The sequence below is a fragment of the Acetobacter sp. AAB5 genome (assembly GCF_050106715.1).
GTDB classification, from domain to species: Bacteria; Pseudomonadota; Alphaproteobacteria; order Acetobacterales; family Acetobacteraceae; genus Acetobacter; species Acetobacter oryzifermentans.
In genome coordinates, this window is record NZ_JBNIEW010000014.1 from 25,878 (window position 1) to 42,099 (window position 16,222).

A 16,222-nucleotide genomic window follows, 5' to 3' on the forward strand; every position below is an offset into this window, starting at 1 on the left:
TATTTCAAGAGGTTAGTGGTGCGAACTGCGGGACTCGAACCCGCTTTCTTTGGTCGCAACCAATAAGACAACCAATTGAGATAGCAAAGATAATTTCAGACGAAATCATCCTTCGTATAGTGACTGCAATTCTACTTTTGGAGCAAACCCGTGGGGCAGTCAAGGTGGTTAACGAAGGACTATAGATATTTTTAAACGTAAAGCACTGCTTGACGTATTTCATGTAAAGTCATACATTACACACATGGAGATAGACAGTATCGCTCATAAAGGGCTCCGGCGTTTCTTTGAAACTGGGAATGCAAAAGGACTGGTCGGAGACATCAGTCGTTTGCGAAAAATGCTGGCCTTTATTGATGCTGCCGGGTCTTTGGAAGAGTTGTCTGTCCCACCCAATTATGGGCTGCATCCGCTAACTGGCGACCGGGCAGGAACATGGTCAATGACCGTTACGAAAAACTGGCGTCTGACATTCAGAGTGAGCGAAACAGGTGCTCTTCTGGATATGACATTGGAGGATTATCATGGCTCTTAAAATGCACCCCTCTCTGGCGGTTCATGTAGGGGACTGGATAAAAACAGAACTACTGGAACCCCATAACATCCGTGTGAATGCTGTCGCCGAGCATTTTGGGGTTTCTCGCCAGTCCATCAGTGCGTTACTGAATGGCCGGGCACGCTTATCAGCAGACATGGCTATCCGCTTTGAGAAAGCTTTTGGTATTAGTGCCGAGACGCTGATGCGGATGCAGAGCACGTTTGATTTGGCGCAAGCGCGTGTCCATGCAGGCGATCTTGAGGTGAGTGGTTTCTTTGGTCAGGCTCAGCAACCTGTTAGATATCGAGTTTCTCAATAGCTTATTTTTAAAGGGAGCCAGCCGCAGGCAAGGGGGAATGCTTCCCCCGTTGACCCTCTTGTTGAGTTAATTTTCCAGGATATCCAGAGCTGGCAAGGTTTTTACGATTTTCATGGTTTCAAGGCTGATAGTCAGCACCCGAAGGAACAGTTCCAGCGGGTAACGTGGGTTATTCATGGTCTCGATAGCCCAGTCATTGGCATCGTTGACAATCCCACTGGCCTTGTCGGTTTTGACACATTGGCGTTCGACAACCCAATCCAGCGCGGGTTTGCCATTTACGACATAATCATAGGCCTCCAGCGGGATGCCTGTGACGGTGATACGGTCATTGTAATGCAGGACGCTTTTGTCCTTGCCCTTACCGTATTTCATTTTTTCTACTCGGAAAGTTTCTGGTGTGAGAGGGCCTTTGCCATAATCAACCTTTGCACCATCGTAGATGGGCTGATTGTCAAAATTGACATGCATTTCTCCAAGTCTGCGACCTGCATCGCTGAATGCTTTGAAAGCCTCATATGTTTTTACACGAGGAATGCGAGGTAATTCTTTGCGTAGGGTGTCAGTATAGCGTTCCCGATATTCCTTAAAGTGCAGGATACCGTAGACGTAGTAGAACAGGTCTCTCTTGCTGATGGTCTGTCCCGGATAAGCATCTTGAAAGTGCTTCAGTCCTTCATCCGTAATGGCTTCGCGGCGCACAAGGCGTGGCTGGGTGGGGTGCCGGCTTCTGTTTTCGGTACTCAGCCGGTTTCGGTATGGGGGCGTATAAGGAAGCAGGGGATGCCGTCAATGCTCTGCAGGTCTTCTGTCCGTTTTCAAAATTCCAGCCTGTCCACGGATTGCGTGTGACCTGTTCGCGCTGGTGTAGCTGGTTACACAGGGCAGAGAGATGCATCATGTGGTTTTTCCCGCTCAGGGTGGGCAGACCTTCCTCTCTGGCTCTCTGAGCCTCTTCTTCAAGGGTAAGGCTGCTTTTACGTTTGCCCAGTGATGCCGGAAGAGCAAACAGCAGGTCACGGAACGCCCCAGCCTTCGCGCCACCAACAATGGACGCAGGCGCATCTCCGAAAGCTTTTAGAAATAGTTCTACGGTCCGTTGTGTGGCTTTCTTAGTGTCGATACTGGCATGGGAATTATCCATCACAAAGCGTTTCAGCGCACCCGACAGCATAAGGGGCCCTGACGGGGTTGGGTGCTTTTTTCACGGTTCGGGGTTTAGCACCAATGCTGAAACTGTACGAACCCCATTTCATCAGCAGATGAAGGGAGGTCCTGGCCCCGCAATAGCGGAGAAGGCTCCGGAATTGTGTTCGTAGGCTGTGTTATTTTGGGGGCTGGTGACGTGGTTTGTGCGACCGCGAACGCGGGCATGCTTCCAAGCAAGACAAAGAGAGGCAGGATAAGTTTTGCTGTGCGGACGGGTCTGCCATGGCTGGCAGAGCAGTAGGGATAAGGCATAAGTGGTTCTCCTTTAGGGAGGAGTATTCCCTCTCATCATGCGACCAGATTCACTTTTTTAGACGAATCTGGTGAGACGAAGTTTTTCGTCGCATCTTGTGAGGCAAAGATAGGGGCTTACGGGAATAAGGAGACGAAACTGTTATGCAACATGGCGTCAATCCGAGTTGTGATGCGGTAAGCACCAGAGAAGATACTGGAATACAGGGTGAGCACCTGAAGCTGGAGGAGACATCCACCAGTGTCGTGACATTCCGCACTCCAAGTTCACCAGAGGTCAGAGCGCGTTATAGGCAAATTGCCCAGGATGGAGAAGGCAGCGTACCGCATCCCCGATTTCGGGACGGGTGGCGTTTGCGTGTAGATATCTTGGGTGAAGACGGCAGCATAGTCGATGGCAGTGTCTTTTTCAGACTGTTCCGTGGATCTGAACAGATCGTCAGACCCTATTTATTAGGCCTGATGACGTGGGACGAAGACATGCGCCTGGGAGCATTGATTACCGCCAGTTTTCTGGGCACCCTGGGATATGCTCAGGGAAAGATCACCCCGACAGGCAAACCCAAGGAAATCACAAAAAGCGGCATTCTCCCACAGCTTATTACATTGATATCGAACACGCCATACGGGCCGCGTCCGTCTGAGGCTCCTTATATGATGGAACTCATTCATGAAATTGCCGCCGTGCTCATGCAGGAAGTGAAGCGGCGGGTTGGAGAAATTGCTCCGCCGCCCCCGAAGGTGAAATTCTGTCTATGAAGGAAATTTTTGTGAAATTAACGTATAGCCTGCCACTGGCAGCCTTTGCTGGTTTGATGGCATTGTCACAACCGGCTTCAGCGCAAAACATGATCAGCAGCGGGACGAGCCAGTTCGCACCCAAAACCACGCCACATGCTGTTCCCACTCTCTTTGCAGAACACCCGGCCTCTTTGGAGCAGTTGCTGAATTCTGGATACGAAATCCGCTCCAGCGCCAGTAGTGAAACAGGTTCATCCATGATTTTGTTTCGGCCGGCTCAGCCAGGTCAGAAGGCATCATGGGTCAGGTGTGAATTGATTGGCGACAGGAACGGCAACGTCGTGTTGCGTTCGAGTCATAATGTCACATCAGACTGTCGCAATTTGAACTGAGAAGACCAAGCATCTTACGGTATTCAAACTCTCGTTTTTAGTCAACCACACAGGTCCGTTATGCCATCCAAGAAAACATCTCGCACCAAAAAACCAGTCGTACCAAAAGCTCCTGAAGATCCTGCTCGGCATCGTTATACAGAAGATGAAATGGATGCGCTTATTGATAAAGCGTGGCCAGAAGAAAAAGTTGAAGCGTATTTCCGAGCCGAGCGTGAGGATGCCCCTATTCCTGTTGTGCATGATTTTGCCGTCATGAGGCCCCAGACAGCACGGCTGGCGAAGGCTCTGGCCGACATGTTTCCTGGCCAGTTCAAAGGCGTGGAAATCGGCGCGTGGCCCCCGATCAATGCAGAAGATGGCATGATAGACGTGATCTATCTCGGAGAGAGCTGGATTGTACAGCTTGGATATGACGGGTACGAGCCCTCAAGACTTGGTTTTGTCAATGCGACATGTGACGGGCTGGACTACATGGAAGCGCTCGAAATTGATTGTGGTAGCTACCAGACAGATGGCTTTGATTCCTATGAGGCAGCGTTTCCGTTGACCGATGAAGACCGGGAGGAATTCATTGATTACATGAAACGCAATTTTAACCGCCCGGCTGAAAAGGTCATTCTTGTTCGGGAAGATGATCGCGAAGCAAATCAGGCAAATGGGGATAAGGTCGTTCCTTTCCGCAAGCCCTCATGATGTTTTGCTGCTTCAGTTAGACGATCCCAGGCATGCTGGAGCAGCTCTGAAACAGAGTTGTTCCGTAGGCTTTCCAGTTCCTTCGCAAACGTTTCACTTGTATGCACCACTGAGGAAAGCTCTGGGGCAACTTCTGCAGTCCCTGTCATGACGATTCTACTAAGTGTCTGAATCCGAGCATCTATTTGACGGACGATCATATAGACGGCGTCACAATGGCCGGCATTTTGCCGCACAGGACTGTAGATTTTCTCAGACCATCCACCCGGCAGAGTTTGCCGCCAGTAATCGTTGCGAACATCCCCACTCAATCGGCCTCGTAAGTGCTTGGTTTCAATGACGAGTATGCCAAAAGCCGTCAGCGCGACATGATCAATCTGCGTTGGGTTTCCTGATCGGGTTGGCAACACAATATCATGGAGACTGGGCAGACCATATTCAGCAAGAATGTTCCTGACGTCCGTCTCACCTTTGCGCCCCTGAATGTCAGATTTGAAAGCTTTCAAGAACGAGTTTTCTCGTGCAGACCTCATGGGAGCCCCGTATCGCCGCCGCATTAGATGTCCCCCATTTTCTGGGATACCCGCAACACTTTCTTGCGGCGCCTGGCTTCACGCTGGCGTGCACAAACCAACTCGCGGTTTCGAGCATAGTATCTTTGATGCTTTGACATGTTATCGCCAGAGGTGCGCGGATAATGAGTTGTTTTGTGCGGTGAACCGTTTGGTGCAATGACAATGCTTTCAGTTTCGACAAGGGACGTCTTGACCGAATGGTTCGACAGTTTGCTCTCAACAGACTGGGGACTGGATTTTCGCGACATTACAAACTCCTCACTGATCGGGAACCAGTTTGGAGTGTGCTGATGCGACGAAAAATACTCATTTCTTCAGGAAAGAGACTTTTATAATGCCTTGAGCGCACAGAACAACACGCTCGCCGCAATGGTGCGGCCTGACGGCCCGCGCCCTTAATGGCGCGCCATTGCCCCGATCGGTTGTCTGTGCCCCACGAAATTGGGACCAAAATCACAGGATCCCAATGATGAGTATATCCACAATATCAGTCCAGACACTCACTGGCCCAGCCTCGCTCCTTAACAGGCTCGTGAAAGAGCTTGTTGAGGGATACTGTCACTCCGAAGACATCATGTTTCTGGATGAAAAAACGGTACAAGTCACACTGTATAACGGCTCTGGTTCGACCCTTCTCCATCATGCAGACGCTCTTTCTGTAGAATATCCAGCACTGGATATCCGAGCCGTGGAATGGGTTGATTGTTTCGAGGACGTCAGTGTTGCTTATTGGAAAAGCGGACGTAAAATCTATCAGTGTGATATGTGCGAAATCGTATCGTGTGAGAATCCTGAAGGCTACAGCGGGCCGTTAGCCGATAAAAGGATCAGGTTCTGGCAAGCCGTGCCCGATTTAAAGATGGCGATACAGCATATCCTGCCTGATTACGATCTGATGGCTCTCTCAGGGCTTGTCACGTTGGCTGGCGGCTGGCTTGCCCTGCACAATGCTGACAGCAAAGCTCTCTTACGGCTCCCTTCGCAACCCGACCTGAACGATGGATGCCTTGTGCAGATTTCATCCGAAATAGGGCGCGTTGCTATCGTACAGGGCATTGATCGCTACGGATGTTGCGCTTCTGAACAGTCAGTTGCCTATGCGGATGTAACAGCCCGTTGGCCCGAGTTGCGACCGCTTCTGCGCTCATATTGGCGCTCAGGAAAAAAGCAGCGCAGACGCAATAGAAGGTGGTGCCAACTTCAAAAGAAAATGGCTTCAAAGCCCATGAGGATGAGGTTATCGCTTAGGCAGAAAGAGGGGCAGGATATTCCTTTCTAAGACAGGAGCGCTCTGACCGAAACGGTCTCTCGCATCAAGCGGTGGCTCCTCGTCCGTCTGGCTGGGCCAGACGGCCTGCGGTGCCGGCGCTGTGCGCCGCGCATGACCCGACAGCCCGCTCCGGTCGGACCTGAAGGAGTTCATAACTCTTAAGAAAGCGACATCTCATGTCCTATCGTATTGTTTATGACCTCGCAGCCACGAGGTTTTCTGCGGACACTCTAAACGCAGCCTTCCCAGATCATGGGTTTTCGAGTGACCAGTATCTTTTCTTCGAATTAGGTGGCGACAACAACCTCTATGAATCCTATGCGTCCCGCCAGCGCACCCTCCAAAGGAGTGTCAGAAACTGGTCACTGATTGCAATGGGATCAGAGTGGGAAGTGATGCGTCAGCTCGTCACTTTTGCTGCGTCATGTGAAGGGGGCGGCATGCGGTTCAGTGGGGCATCTGAAACGGCCGCCGAGACATACATACGCAAATGTAGGGCGATAGTCTCTGAGGCAGTAACGCCTGATACCCTCTTGCAAAAAATGGGCTGTGGGGTGTCTTTGCAGATTGCAACACTCGGTGACGAGTGTCCTGAGTGGAGAAAGAGGAAAATTGAGACGCTGACAGCGCTCCTTGGGCAGCCTGGAGGAACAGAGACTCACGACTGGTTTGTCCGGCCCCTGCATGAAATGAAGGATGCAGCGGCTTTATTTGCCTTTGGCTACATGGACGGTCGGCCAATTTATAACATGGCGAGCGTCTCAGTCATCCACCAGTCCAAACTGCCTCTGATGAAAGACTTGGCGATGCGGAAACCTTACGCATTCTAGCGTCAGAGTTATCCCACCTGCATAGTCTGTCTTGCAGGTGGGAGGAGAGCGTTTCACCGTATCTTCGCGGCTTTCATCATGTAACCCCAGGCGAACATACCAGCCACTGTGGTAGGAATCATCATCCATTGGGCGATGGTCGTGTGACCAGAACAGGCAAGGCCAATGGCGGTGCAGCCAATCGTTATTTCTGCAAACCCGTAAGTTACGCCTTGGGTTATGGTGCGTGTGTTATCGGTGGGATCCATAATGAAGTGTTCTCCTTGTTAGGGGCCATTGCTGAACAGTGAGTCCGAGCCACCACACAATGCCGCCAGAAAGGCTGGGACTGTAAGTAAACAGAATGCGAGTATACACTGTCTGCGTTCGCTAAACCAAAGTCTCGTCACAATAAAAACCACAACAGAGTAAAGCAACAGAATTAAAACTGCGTTGAGACTAACACTATCGCTATCCATGTCTCGTTTCCCATTTGTGTATCGATGCTTCAGGTGTCATCCATCGTCATGCGACCGAAAACGAGAAATGGACTTTTTATTGAATGGTCAGACTTATTTCGTTTTGCGGCCACGTGCTTTACGATTTGACGCGATATTTGTTTCACCTGATGAGAGTGTGGCATTGGTGTCATCGCCACGTCGTCCCAGTGAGTTGCGCTTGGCAATGGCGGCCCGCTGTGCGGAGTAGCTTGGTGCCACCATAGGATATTCCGGGGGCAATCCCCAGCGTGCGCGGTAATCCTCAGGGGTCAGGTTGAAATGTCTCTGAATGTAGGATTTCAGCATCTTGGTTTTCTTACCGTCCTCAAGACAGACGATATAATCTGGGAAAACCGAGCGTTTGATCGGTACCGCCGGTGTGCGTTCTTGAGACACGCTTTTTTCGGGAACGGGTGGTTCAGGTATCACGTCAGAAACTGGATCAACTGCGGGTGTTACGGCTTTCTCAGGGGCTTTAGGAGCGGGGTGGGAGGGTGAGAGTGTATCGAGTGTCGCATAGACAGATCTGATCAGATCTGGGAGGGCTTCGGTGCTGACCGTGTTGTGGCTTACATAGGCTGATATGATTGTAACGGTCTGTTCCACCTTTTGTGTGTCAGGTTCGTAAACGGATGTGGACTCTGCCATTGTGCCTGTCTTTCTGTTGTCTGAATGTCGTCTCAATACTAAATCTCTGACCTGTAGCGGAAAAACCCATTTAACATGTCGTAAATCATAGGCAAGGTATTGTTGCTATCGCATAGTGGGGTCTTAGTCCGCCAACGATCCTTGGGGTTGATCGTTGCACTTCGCACAGGCCACGCCCCGTAGAACATGTGTTTTGTTCTGACGCTCAATCCAGCCACTCTCCCAACCACAGCGGGCGTATGAAAACAAGGCAACGCATGTATTGCCCGGTTCGTAAATACAGCCGTGATCTCCAACATCAATCATGTGTGCCAGATAGCGCTGTGGTGCGCGTGGCTTGCGATATCCAAACAGATCCGGCTGGCGGGGTTTGTATTTCGTCGTGGAGCGTGGGGAAACCATGAGCCGCTCACTGCCTATCTTCGGGCGGGGTGTTCTTCGTGAGAGACGGGTCACTTCTTGGGTCTGTCAGGACGCAGAAGGAGGTCATGCCCGCTTTCGATCTTATGAGCGTAAAATGGTCGGATGGCTCTCGCGGAAAGAGAGAGAAGGGGTTTTCGCCAGATGTGAGCTCAATAATACAGGGTGTGGCCCAGGGGCTTTTGCGGTGTGCTTCAGATGTCATCTTGTTGTCCTTCCACATAATAAAATTACGTTCTGCGTTTCTGTCAGGCCATGATGCGACCGAATAGAAAAAACCAGCCCTTCTTCAAATGGGTCATACGGGCCGGCCTCCATACCGGCACACAGTATGAATCCGATGAGATCAGATTATGTTTTATGCAATCGAAGAAACCCAGCGCTTAGATTTCTTCGATCATTGAAGAGATAAGATCCAGAAACCAGCCCCCAAACCCGGCCATCAGAGCCACGTCGAGAGCGCTGATCGCCTCTTTCTCATGGCCCAGAAGGTAGAGGCCGAGCGAGAGAACAGTGCAAAGCGCCGTAACCGGAACAGCTAGGAAAACAGCGTAGCGGGTTGAGCGGCGGAGCCACAGCATCATCGTCGCCAGTCCTGCCGAAGCAATATCGAAAAACACAAAGGGAGTGCCAAGCAACTTGGCGTTGTTTCGCTCACGAATGGCCGCGATAAGCCATTGGAGACCAAACAGAAAAAGAAAATAAGGCCAGAATGTCGGAATGGTCAGCATCTGTATCTTGTCCTTTTTACAAAGCAGACGCCTCGGATGAGGGCGTTTCTTCTGCGGAAGAAGGGCAGAGTGACCCGGAATGATGCGACCGAATTGATAAAAACAGTCCTTCTTTAAAATTATGAAGAGAGTCCAGATCAGGTTGGGTTTGGGCAGACGCAGTTTCCTTGTTTCCGTTTGCCCTGGTCTTGCGTGTTCCACCTCAATACGGATCCGGGACGCCCCTGTCGGGGTGCGTTCGCTCAGCATCTCTAGGCGGCCGAGCCGCCAAGAGATGTCGAGCCCCCTCAACGGGGTCTCGCCACTTTCGTGCTAATGCTCACCGTCATTCTTTCCTATACTTACATTTACTTGTTTGTGTGAAAGTAAATAAAGGGCATGCGGAAAAGAAAGAGGAAGTTAATGGACAAGTAAACAAAAATAATTCATTTATTTTGTTGTTTTTATTGCATTTTATGCTTGCAATTGTGGGGCGGTTTGTACTATCTTTTACTTGTGAGAGGGAAATAACTCCCAATCATTAAAGCGCCCCGAGCCAGTGATGCGAACACTGAAACGGGGCTAACGCCAGACAGGAGATTGGTCATGTCAAACGCTGCTACCGCTATCGCTCAAGCCCATACCGAAGCGCAAGAGAAGAAAGCCAACAAGGCCAATAAAAACGCACCACGCGCCCGTTCCTTTCAGGAAGCCGTTGACCGCAAGGCTGCTGCCCCTATCGCTACCCTTGAAGCCGTCAAGGCACTCATTCCCACCGATGCACAGGCCGCAGCCATTGCCCGCGCCTTCGCCATTGATGAAGTGGACACTGATGAAGTGTTCGGAGCCGGTTACAATTCCGTGATGGAAGAAATCAAGATCATGGAACCCATTCTTGCAACCACCGTAAACGGTGAAAAGAATTACCGCGCTCTTGAAATGCACATGCAGCGCATCGTGGGCGCACGTGTGGCCTCTGCTTTCGGGCAGGCCCAGTTCTATGAAACCAAGCGGCAGGCCGCCCGTGAACTGTCCTCTGGCTTTACAAACGACAACCGCGACGAAGATCGTATGGGGGTGGATGGGCAGGCCAACCGCGCCGCCTTCGCCCGCGAATTTGCCGCACAACTCGGCATGAAAGCCTATGGCCTGTCAGCCCTTGCAGAAGGTGCCGCCAAGGCTTACGCCGAATACTTTGGTTCTGAATGGAAGCCCTACAGCCGCAATTCCGCCCGCTCTCTTGATCGTCAGATCGCCGATGCACAGGCAGACGCTCTGGGCTTCTGATACAGCGGCCGGGCGGCTTCGCCGCCCGGTTCTTTTCCTTCACACCGGATGAGTATTGGATGAACACGAACCAGATTACAGACCGGGAGCGCCGCTTTCTCAGGGCTATTCTGCCCCCAAGGCAGACCCGGAAATCTCAGGAGGATCGGCTCAAGGCCCTTGCTGGGGCACTACAAACAAGCGCACTCAGTATCGCAGGCATCGGAATTATAACCCCCTTGCTGACAGCAACCGTTCCCGTCAGTCTGAATCATATGATTGTGGCGGGTTGCGGTTCTTTGTTCATGGAAGGTATTTCCTTGCTTATTCTGGCCTATATCCCATATCCTCCAGACGAGGAGAAAACCGATCATGGATAATTTTACGGTTAACATGGTGGTGGTTTACGGCATCTTTGCCTTTGGAACTCTCGCCTTTGGCATCGCTCTCGGCCCAATCCTGCGCCGCCTTAACAAATTGCGCGACAGGCTCGACGCTCAGGCGTCCCATCATTCCTGACAACAAGGCGGCCTCAGTGCCGCCTTTCTCTTGCGCCTCGTACCAGCGCGGGGAAAAGGCGGCCAGCAGAGCTGGCCAACTATGAACGGCCGGGGCTGCGCCCCGGCAGCTCTTGGACTGTTCTCACGCTCTGACGCTTCAGGTTCCCCGTTAGCTCCGATTGCATCTGCTCATGAAGGGGATCACTGCACCCTTTTTCCTCCTCATATGAGGCTGGGTGCGGGGGAGGGCGTTCTGGATCCTCTCACTCTTTTGGCTGTAAGCCTGAATCGTTCTGGTCTCGACCGGCATGGCCTTGGATTTCCTGTCGGGTTGCTTCCTTTCTTTCTGACCGTTTCAGCTTTTCCGGGTGGTCCTCTGCAGTGTCCGGGGCGCCCCTCTCAGGGTGCGTTCGCCCAGCATCTCTAAGCGGCATAGCCGCTAAGAGATGTCGAGCCCCCTAAACGGGGTCTCGCCACTTTCGTGCTAATGCTCACCGCCGTTCTTTCCTATACTTGCTATTTACTTATGTATTAGTAAGTAAATAAAGGGCAGGCGGGAATGAAAGGTTTGTGTATTTGGGGTTGTCTTGAAAAAACTTATATTTTCTTGCGCTTTTCTGTCGTTTTTTCTTGCATTATTTCAGTATCCGTACTATCTTTTACTTGTAGGCGGAAGAAGAAACACCGCCAACGGCCAGTAAAGCCGGTTTCATCGGAAGTATAGCAGGGTAGGAGAAGTGTTGTGGCAGGTTCCGTTAATAAAGTTATTCTTGTCGGCAACCTCGGCAAAGACCCCGAAGTGCGTCACTCCCAGTCCGGGCAGAAGATTGTTTCTTTCTCTCTGGCCACGTCCGATACCTGGAACGACCGCCAGTCTGGCGAACGGCGTGAGCGCACTGAATGGCACAAGATCGTCGTGTTCAATGAACGTCTGGCAGATGTGGCGGAACGTTTCCTGCGCAAGGGCCGCAAGGTCTATCTCGAAGGCTCACTCCAGACCCGGAAATGGCAGGGACAGGACGGCAAGGACAACTACACAACTGAAATTGTGCTGCCTCGTTTTGGGGGCGAGCTGACCATTCTGGATACGCGGCACACTGAGGAGGGTGAACAGAGTGGCGGATACAGCAACGCCCCACGGAACTCTGGCACCCGCAATAACGGCGGTCAGGCCGGTGGATGGGATGCGCCGCAGTCAAACGCTGGTCTCGATGACGAGATCCCGTTCTGAGTGCCAGTTTTTTTTCTCTAAGGCCGGGGAGGTGCCCCGGCCAGTCCAGCCGGAGTAACCCCTATGTCAACTGTCGCAGAACTGTACGAAACAGCCAATTCCGCAGCCAGCAAGGGCTGTGGCTGCTCTTATGAACTCTATGTTCAGAAACTGACAAGAGAGATTGATCAGACTGCCTCTCGGCTCGCTCCCGATCAGGCCGCAGCCCTGCAGGACTATGCCAGACAGAAAGGGAACTATGCCCCAGACGCCGATGAGGGGCACCTTGAGGGGTTCTGCTGTCACGGCATTGAGTACGGCTGCTGCCCGGCAGGGTGCGATGATGTGGAGGAAGACTACTGGGACAGTGAAGACCAAGAGGCTGCCAGAATAGCACTCAATCAGGAGATCATGGCAGAAATCGAAGAGGAAGCAGAGCAGGCAAGGATGGCCGCAGTCGCTTCCCGTGATGCGCGGGTTCTCGATCGCATTGGCATGATCCGCAGGAGAATGGCGGTATGAGACAGCTTGTTCAGGAGCTGGGGCGCACGGCATTCCATATCGTGAATGGAATGCCCACACCTTCCTTTGTCACACTTTCCACAGTCAGGCGGTTTGAAGGGCTGCTGCTGGCCATTCAGGAAGACAGGCAAGCCTCTGCGCTGCTTCGGTCTTTGGTACCAGAGCAGGATCCAACGCCTCATGATGTTGCACGCGGGCTGGCAGACCTTGTTCCACTCCGGTTCCAGTTGCGTGGTGATGAGTCCTTCAGGCCATTTTCAAGAGGCAGTGCGCTGGCCTTTATCGCTGCACGCCGACACGAGGCTCTTGTGGAAGGGTTGCAGGGCCTTGCTGAGCCCCTCTCACTCGCAGGAGCGGAATATATGGTGCACTACTTGCGGGGGCAGGATGGCATGGTCGTTGGCCACCTCTGAAGGCAACCAAAAGGCTTGAAGGCTGAGTGTCTGGCATATACAATAAGGGATATACGCACAGGAGGTTCTTATGCCAGTTCCTAAAGTGACTCCCCGACCACGCGAAGTAAAACTGTTCTGGAACAACCGCAGTCAGGCAGTGCGGATTCCGGTTGAATTTCAAATGCCAGGAGACCGGGTGCTGATCCGCCGTGACGGTGACAAGCTCGTTCTGGAGCCTGTGAAAACCCCTTCCACTCTGAAGGAGCTTCTCATGGCATGGCGCGAAGAACCGCAGCTGGCCCCAGAAGACGATTTTCCCGATATTCAGGACGTAGCCGCCAGACCGGAAGATATTCTGTGAGCGCCTATCTCCTTGATACCAATATCATCAGTGATCTTGTCCGAAATCCTTCCGGCCCGTGCGCGCGTCGCATCGAACGTATCGATCCCGGCGACCTTTGTACCAGCATTATTGTGGCCGCTGAGTTACGATATGGATGTGCTAAAAAAGGCTCTGCAAAGCTGTTAAACCGGGTTGAAAGCGTGCTGGCGTTTGTCCCCGTGCTGCCTCTCGATATTCCTGCCGACTGTGAATACGGTGGCATCCGCGCCGAACTCGAAGCCGCAGGGCAGACGATCGGCATGAATGATCTGCTCATCGCGGCTCACGCCTACACCCTCAAGGCGACCCTGGTGACGAACAACACACGTGAGTTTATGCGCATCCGAGGCTTGAAGGTTGAAAACTGGCTGGAGGATGGGACGTGACTGTCTTTTGCCCCAGAAGAAACCCAAGGTCAGCATAACAAGAAGATTTCACCAGACTGTCTGAAAAGATGACGGTTTTACAGACACAGGAGCGTCAGGTGCCGAGAGAGGTTTATCAGCCAGAGACGATTGTCTCCATGACTGTGGCGGATGATGAGGCTGAAGCACAATTCGGCAGTCTCATGAACGCAGTCCGGAGAGAAAAAAATTTCGATCCCTCTTTGCCCCTGACCATCACGGTCGAGCAAAAACCAGAGGGTTATGCGAAGTCCTTGGAAGGGTGCTATCACGTATCCTTGAAAATAGTGGCTTTACTGGGCGCCAGGGTTTCCGGGATTGAGCCTCACGATCCGAAGCACGAAGACAGTTCAGACGTGCTGTGGCTGTCAGGGCATCCGGAGACGGAATTGTCTGCCGGACGCGCCATCTTCGTGACACCCGCGACAGCCATGGAAAATCATTGGATGATTGATGAGTGCAACGTGAGTAAGGTCGGCAGGAATGGAACGTACTGGACCGTCACAGTGCCTGGGTCAGAAGTTATCGGCGTCGTGGAAAAGCTCTACGGCGGCAGTACAGCTTGCGAGAGAGGTGTATCATGAATCTTGCCCGTGCGATCATGATCCGCAAGGAGCGGAAACGGCAACGCAGAGAGGGGGCAACCCGACGAGAGAGGCTGTCCGTCTCGCCTTTGCTATGGGATAGCCTTGCGGCAGACAGGCAACTCCAGCGGACATGGAGGGCAGAAGGGGTGCCATTCTGGAAGCGGTTGCTCCGGGCCTTCCTGATTCAGGGATAAAACACAGTGAAGGTTGGCCGGTCGCATCATGGCCCGTCAACATCACACTATGAAAACGACAGAAATCCCCTCTTCTTCCGAACGCCCGGCTCTACGGCTCTCCGGTCGCCGACTGTTCCAGTGTCTCATGGTGCTGGGCTGGACGGAACGTCTCGCGGCCGAGAGATGCGATATGCATCGCACACAGTTTCGACGCGCCATTGCCGGGACATCGTCATTGCCTCCTGATCTCTCGGCATGGTTGCTCGATCTGGAAGCAGCATTTCTAGCGCGACCATCTCCTCGTAAACGACTGCATGATCCGGCCTTTCAGGAGTGCAGTTTGAGCGCAGCCAGCTGAACCATAAAAAAAAGCCGCCTTATGGCGGCTTTTCTGTTTTTACGTGATCGTGGATTTTATCTAAGCAAGCTTGTCACTAGCGATTATCCTCGACTTAGTGAGCATATTTGAACCCGAGATGTCCATTTGACATGATGGCCGGAGCACATGTTGCCGAAGGATCTGCCTTAGCGTGATAAGGCACAAGGTATTTCTGTGCGACCCATCGCGGCCGGAAGGCAAAATCAACGGTTTCGACATAGCCATTCACAATACGGCTGCCAGTTTTCACAGCCACCTGATTTCCAACGGGCGCAACATCGGGCTCATTGTCAGAGGGATTCAATTTGAAAGAAACCGGATGTTGGAAGTCCATTGACTGTGCTGCAGTTTCATTCAGCATCATGCATGTGTACCCAGCTAATGGTTTTACTGGTGTTAAGCCGGCGGCCAGAGCCGGGATAGGTGCAAGTGCTAAGGACAAGGCCAGTAGATTTCGTAATTTCATAATATCCTCAATTAACTAGCTAGGATTGGAGAGTGTGCTGCTGTTCCCATTTTGGAAGCAACATTAGATTTCCATTGTCCGACTGTCTCCCCCGGTGAAATGCCGTTTTTAGAAAGTTGGTCAGGCGACATATTAGATAATACGGAAGCCATAGAAGCGTTCTCGTCGGCCTGTGCAAGCTGAACTCCTGCGTGCGGACCAAAGTTATAATAGCCTCTGGCATCAAGAGCAGTCGGGTTGCTGACGCCAGAATTCTGCAGAGTGGTTGCGGCATCCTTGAGATACTGTGCCGCAGCAACCGCCTGTGTGGCCGGATCTTGCTGGCCAGAAACGCCCGTGTTGGTGATACTGGATGCAAGGCTAGGGTTAGAGGCCAACGCCTTTTGCAGAGCTTCATTGTAGGTGCCATTCGACATTTGGAATGCACCTGTTATGGATGAATTGCCGTTTGCTGTATAAACGTTGCGACATCCTGACTCTACAACGCACGTTGCCGCCAGAGCATCTGGAGTTACCCCTAGGGCGCTGGCATTTTGGGCCGCGGCATATCCCCATGACTGGGAATACATCGATTGCAGAGCATCCGTACTGCTGCCGTTTGTTGTGGTTGTAGAGACTACGGACCCACTTCCACTAATCTGCCGTGTTGTGGTGGATGTCGGTGGTGTCCAGCCGCCCATCCCAACTTCCTGATAGGTTGCATTGACCGTTGGCGGCAGACCTGCCGGGACATTGACGGTTTGCGCCAATGCAGGATAAACCAAGAAGGAAGAGGCAAGCACAGGCCAGACCTTCCACGCGGTTCGTCTCTTTTTCACGAGCATCTCCTTTGGTTGCGATGCGGTGATTTTTCCTC

Annotated in this window: 27 protein-coding genes; 16 read left to right on the plus strand and 11 right to left on the minus strand. The window is 52.3% G+C overall.

Going from position 1 to position 16,222, the window contains the following annotated elements; translation table 11 throughout:
* Positions 1–244: 244 nt before the first annotated feature.
* On the plus strand, positions 245–535 hold the full coding sequence (locus tag ACP7IZ_RS11870; RefSeq protein WP_116100417.1) for a type II toxin-antitoxin system RelE/ParE family toxin: 291 nt from the start codon (positions 245–247) through the stop codon (positions 533–535).
* Positions 525–857 (plus strand): HigA family addiction module antitoxin, encoded by a 333-nt coding sequence (locus tag ACP7IZ_RS11875; protein WP_167506907.1) that lies wholly within the window; start codon positions 525–527, stop codon positions 855–857. Before ACP7IZ_RS11870 ends, ACP7IZ_RS11875 begins: the two co-directional genes overlap by 11 nt.
* 66 nt (positions 858–923) lie before the next feature.
* Here the strand turns inward: ACP7IZ_RS11875 and ACP7IZ_RS11880 are convergent, their stop codons facing one another.
* Positions 924–1,559 carry a type ISP restriction/modification enzyme gene (locus tag ACP7IZ_RS11880; RefSeq protein WP_426849388.1) on the minus strand — a complete coding sequence of 212 codons (636 nt, stop codon included), beginning with the start codon at positions 1,557–1,559 and terminating at the stop codon, positions 924–926.
* Entirely contained in the window at positions 1,534–2,031 is a 498-nt protein-coding gene (locus ACP7IZ_RS11885; RefSeq protein WP_426849389.1) for a hypothetical protein, read from the minus strand. Before ACP7IZ_RS11885 ends, ACP7IZ_RS11880 begins: the two co-directional genes overlap by 26 nt.
* Before the next feature lie 431 nt (positions 2,032–2,462).
* On the opposite strand from ACP7IZ_RS11885, the gene ACP7IZ_RS11890 reads away from it, so the two are divergent.
* The 3 genes from ACP7IZ_RS11890 to ACP7IZ_RS11900 are packed head-to-tail and all read left to right on the plus strand — an operon-like array spanning position 2,463 to position 4,147.
* Positions 2,463–3,077 carry a hypothetical protein gene (locus ACP7IZ_RS11890; protein WP_426849391.1) on the plus strand — a complete coding sequence of 205 codons (615 nt, stop codon included), beginning with the start codon at positions 2,463–2,465 and terminating at the stop codon, positions 3,075–3,077.
* On the plus strand, positions 3,074–3,451 hold the full coding sequence (locus tag ACP7IZ_RS11895) for an ABC transporter substrate-binding protein (protein WP_426849392.1): 378 nt from the start codon (positions 3,074–3,076) through the stop codon (positions 3,449–3,451). Before ACP7IZ_RS11890 ends, ACP7IZ_RS11895 begins: the two co-directional genes overlap by 4 nt.
* A 60-nt stretch (positions 3,452–3,511) precedes the next feature.
* Complete coding sequence (locus ACP7IZ_RS11900) at positions 3,512–4,147, plus strand: hypothetical protein (RefSeq protein WP_426849394.1); 636 nt, start codon at positions 3,512–3,514, stop codon at positions 4,145–4,147.
* Here ACP7IZ_RS11900 and ACP7IZ_RS11905 read toward each other — a convergent pair.
* Together ACP7IZ_RS11905 and ACP7IZ_RS11910 are read right to left on the minus strand one after the other, a co-directional pair.
* Positions 4,102–4,680, minus strand: a complete 579-nt coding sequence (locus ACP7IZ_RS11905) for a nuclease-related domain-containing protein (RefSeq protein ID WP_426849395.1) — start codon at positions 4,678–4,680, stop codon at positions 4,102–4,104. The two genes, ACP7IZ_RS11900 and ACP7IZ_RS11905, sit on opposite strands and share 46 nt — an antisense overlap.
* A 23-nt stretch (positions 4,681–4,703) precedes the next feature.
* A complete protein-coding gene (locus ACP7IZ_RS11910; RefSeq protein WP_128106307.1) occupies positions 4,704–4,970 on the minus strand; it encodes a hypothetical protein in 267 nt (88 codons plus the stop codon).
* 284 nt (positions 4,971–5,254) lie between these two features.
* Between ACP7IZ_RS11910 and ACP7IZ_RS11915 the strand changes: the two genes are divergently transcribed.
* Both ACP7IZ_RS11915 and ACP7IZ_RS11920 read left to right on the plus strand, forming a co-directional pair.
* On the plus strand, positions 5,255–6,001 hold the full coding sequence (locus ACP7IZ_RS11915; protein ID WP_128106306.1) for a hypothetical protein: 747 nt from the start codon (positions 5,255–5,257) through the stop codon (positions 5,999–6,001).
* Positions 6,002–6,168: 167 nt separating this feature from the next.
* The gene (locus ACP7IZ_RS11920) at positions 6,169–6,822 is read left to right on the plus strand and encodes a hypothetical protein (protein WP_426849397.1); all 654 of its coding nucleotides are present in this window, start codon (positions 6,169–6,171) and stop codon (positions 6,820–6,822) included.
* 53 nt (positions 6,823–6,875) lie between these two features.
* Here ACP7IZ_RS11920 and ACP7IZ_RS11925 read toward each other — a convergent pair whose 3' ends face one another.
* From ACP7IZ_RS11925 to ACP7IZ_RS11940, 4 genes are all read right to left on the minus strand, one after another.
* Positions 6,876–7,070, minus strand: coding sequence for a hypothetical protein (locus ACP7IZ_RS11925; protein WP_426849399.1), 195 nt, complete (start codon positions 7,068–7,070; stop codon positions 6,876–6,878).
* Positions 7,071–7,373: 303 nt separating this feature from the next.
* Complete coding sequence (locus ACP7IZ_RS11930) at positions 7,374–7,949, minus strand: MucR family transcriptional regulator (protein ID WP_128106304.1); 576 nt, start codon at positions 7,947–7,949, stop codon at positions 7,374–7,376.
* A gap of 123 nt (positions 7,950–8,072) precedes the next feature.
* Positions 8,073–8,351 (minus strand): hypothetical protein, encoded by a 279-nt coding sequence (locus ACP7IZ_RS11935; protein WP_128106303.1) that lies wholly within the window; start codon positions 8,349–8,351, stop codon positions 8,073–8,075.
* 401 nt (positions 8,352–8,752) lie between these two features.
* Positions 8,753–9,349: a hypothetical protein gene (locus ACP7IZ_RS11940; protein WP_426849401.1), complete on the minus strand. Its 597-nt coding sequence runs from the start codon at positions 9,347–9,349 to the stop codon at positions 8,753–8,755.
* A gap of 336 nt (positions 9,350–9,685) precedes the next feature.
* Here ACP7IZ_RS11940 and ACP7IZ_RS11945 point away from each other — a divergent pair, with 336 nt between their 5' ends.
* Entirely contained in the window at positions 9,686–10,366 is a 681-nt protein-coding gene (locus ACP7IZ_RS11945) for a hypothetical protein (protein ID WP_128106302.1), read from the plus strand.
* A 303-nt stretch (positions 10,367–10,669) separates the two neighbouring features.
* On the opposite strand, the gene ACP7IZ_RS11950 is transcribed toward ACP7IZ_RS11945, so the two are convergent.
* Positions 10,670–10,858: a hypothetical protein gene (locus tag ACP7IZ_RS11950; protein WP_426849403.1), complete on the minus strand. Its 189-nt coding sequence runs from the start codon at positions 10,856–10,858 to the stop codon at positions 10,670–10,672.
* A gap of 729 nt (positions 10,859–11,587) precedes the next feature.
* On the opposite strand from ACP7IZ_RS11950, the gene ssb reads away from it, so the two are divergent.
* From ssb to ACP7IZ_RS11990, 8 genes are all read left to right on the plus strand, one after another.
* Complete coding sequence (gene ssb / locus ACP7IZ_RS11955) at positions 11,588–12,076, plus strand: single-stranded DNA-binding protein (RefSeq protein ID WP_086651096.1); 489 nt, start codon at positions 11,588–11,590, stop codon at positions 12,074–12,076.
* Between the two features lie 63 nt (positions 12,077–12,139).
* Complete coding sequence (locus ACP7IZ_RS11960; protein ID WP_128106300.1) at positions 12,140–12,577, plus strand: plasmid protein; 438 nt, start codon at positions 12,140–12,142, stop codon at positions 12,575–12,577.
* Positions 12,574–12,990: a hypothetical protein gene (locus tag ACP7IZ_RS11965; RefSeq protein ID WP_086651098.1), complete on the plus strand. Its 417-nt coding sequence runs from the start codon at positions 12,574–12,576 to the stop codon at positions 12,988–12,990. The genes ACP7IZ_RS11960 and ACP7IZ_RS11965 overlap by 4 nt, the downstream gene beginning before the upstream one ends.
* Before the next feature lie 70 nt (positions 12,991–13,060).
* Complete coding sequence (locus tag ACP7IZ_RS11970) at positions 13,061–13,333, plus strand: antitoxin (RefSeq protein WP_208729365.1); 273 nt, start codon at positions 13,061–13,063, stop codon at positions 13,331–13,333.
* Positions 13,330–13,740 carry a type II toxin-antitoxin system VapC family toxin gene (locus tag ACP7IZ_RS11975; protein WP_058988177.1) on the plus strand — a complete coding sequence of 137 codons (411 nt, stop codon included), beginning with the start codon at positions 13,330–13,332 and terminating at the stop codon, positions 13,738–13,740. Before ACP7IZ_RS11970 ends, ACP7IZ_RS11975 begins: the two co-directional genes overlap by 4 nt.
* Positions 13,741–13,808: 68 nt before the next feature.
* The gene (locus tag ACP7IZ_RS11980) at positions 13,809–14,342 is read left to right on the plus strand and encodes a hypothetical protein (protein ID WP_128106299.1); all 534 of its coding nucleotides are present in this window, start codon (positions 13,809–13,811) and stop codon (positions 14,340–14,342) included.
* Positions 14,339–14,539 carry a hypothetical protein gene (locus ACP7IZ_RS11985; RefSeq protein ID WP_006560470.1) on the plus strand — a complete coding sequence of 67 codons (201 nt, stop codon included), beginning with the start codon at positions 14,339–14,341 and terminating at the stop codon, positions 14,537–14,539. Before ACP7IZ_RS11980 ends, ACP7IZ_RS11985 begins: the two co-directional genes overlap by 4 nt.
* 49 nt (positions 14,540–14,588) lie before the next feature.
* Entirely contained in the window at positions 14,589–14,879 is a 291-nt protein-coding gene (locus ACP7IZ_RS11990) for a hypothetical protein (protein ID WP_244297057.1), read from the plus strand.
* A 94-nt stretch (positions 14,880–14,973) separates the two neighbouring features.
* On the opposite strand, the gene ACP7IZ_RS11995 is transcribed toward ACP7IZ_RS11990, so the two are convergent.
* Positions 14,974–15,366, minus strand: a complete 393-nt coding sequence (locus ACP7IZ_RS11995; RefSeq protein ID WP_128106298.1) for a hypothetical protein — start codon at positions 15,364–15,366, stop codon at positions 14,974–14,976.
* A gap of 11 nt (positions 15,367–15,377) precedes the next feature.
* Positions 15,378–16,190, minus strand: coding sequence for a hypothetical protein (locus ACP7IZ_RS12000; protein ID WP_426849406.1), 813 nt, complete (start codon positions 16,188–16,190; stop codon positions 15,378–15,380).
* Positions 16,191–16,222: the final 32 nt, after the last annotated feature.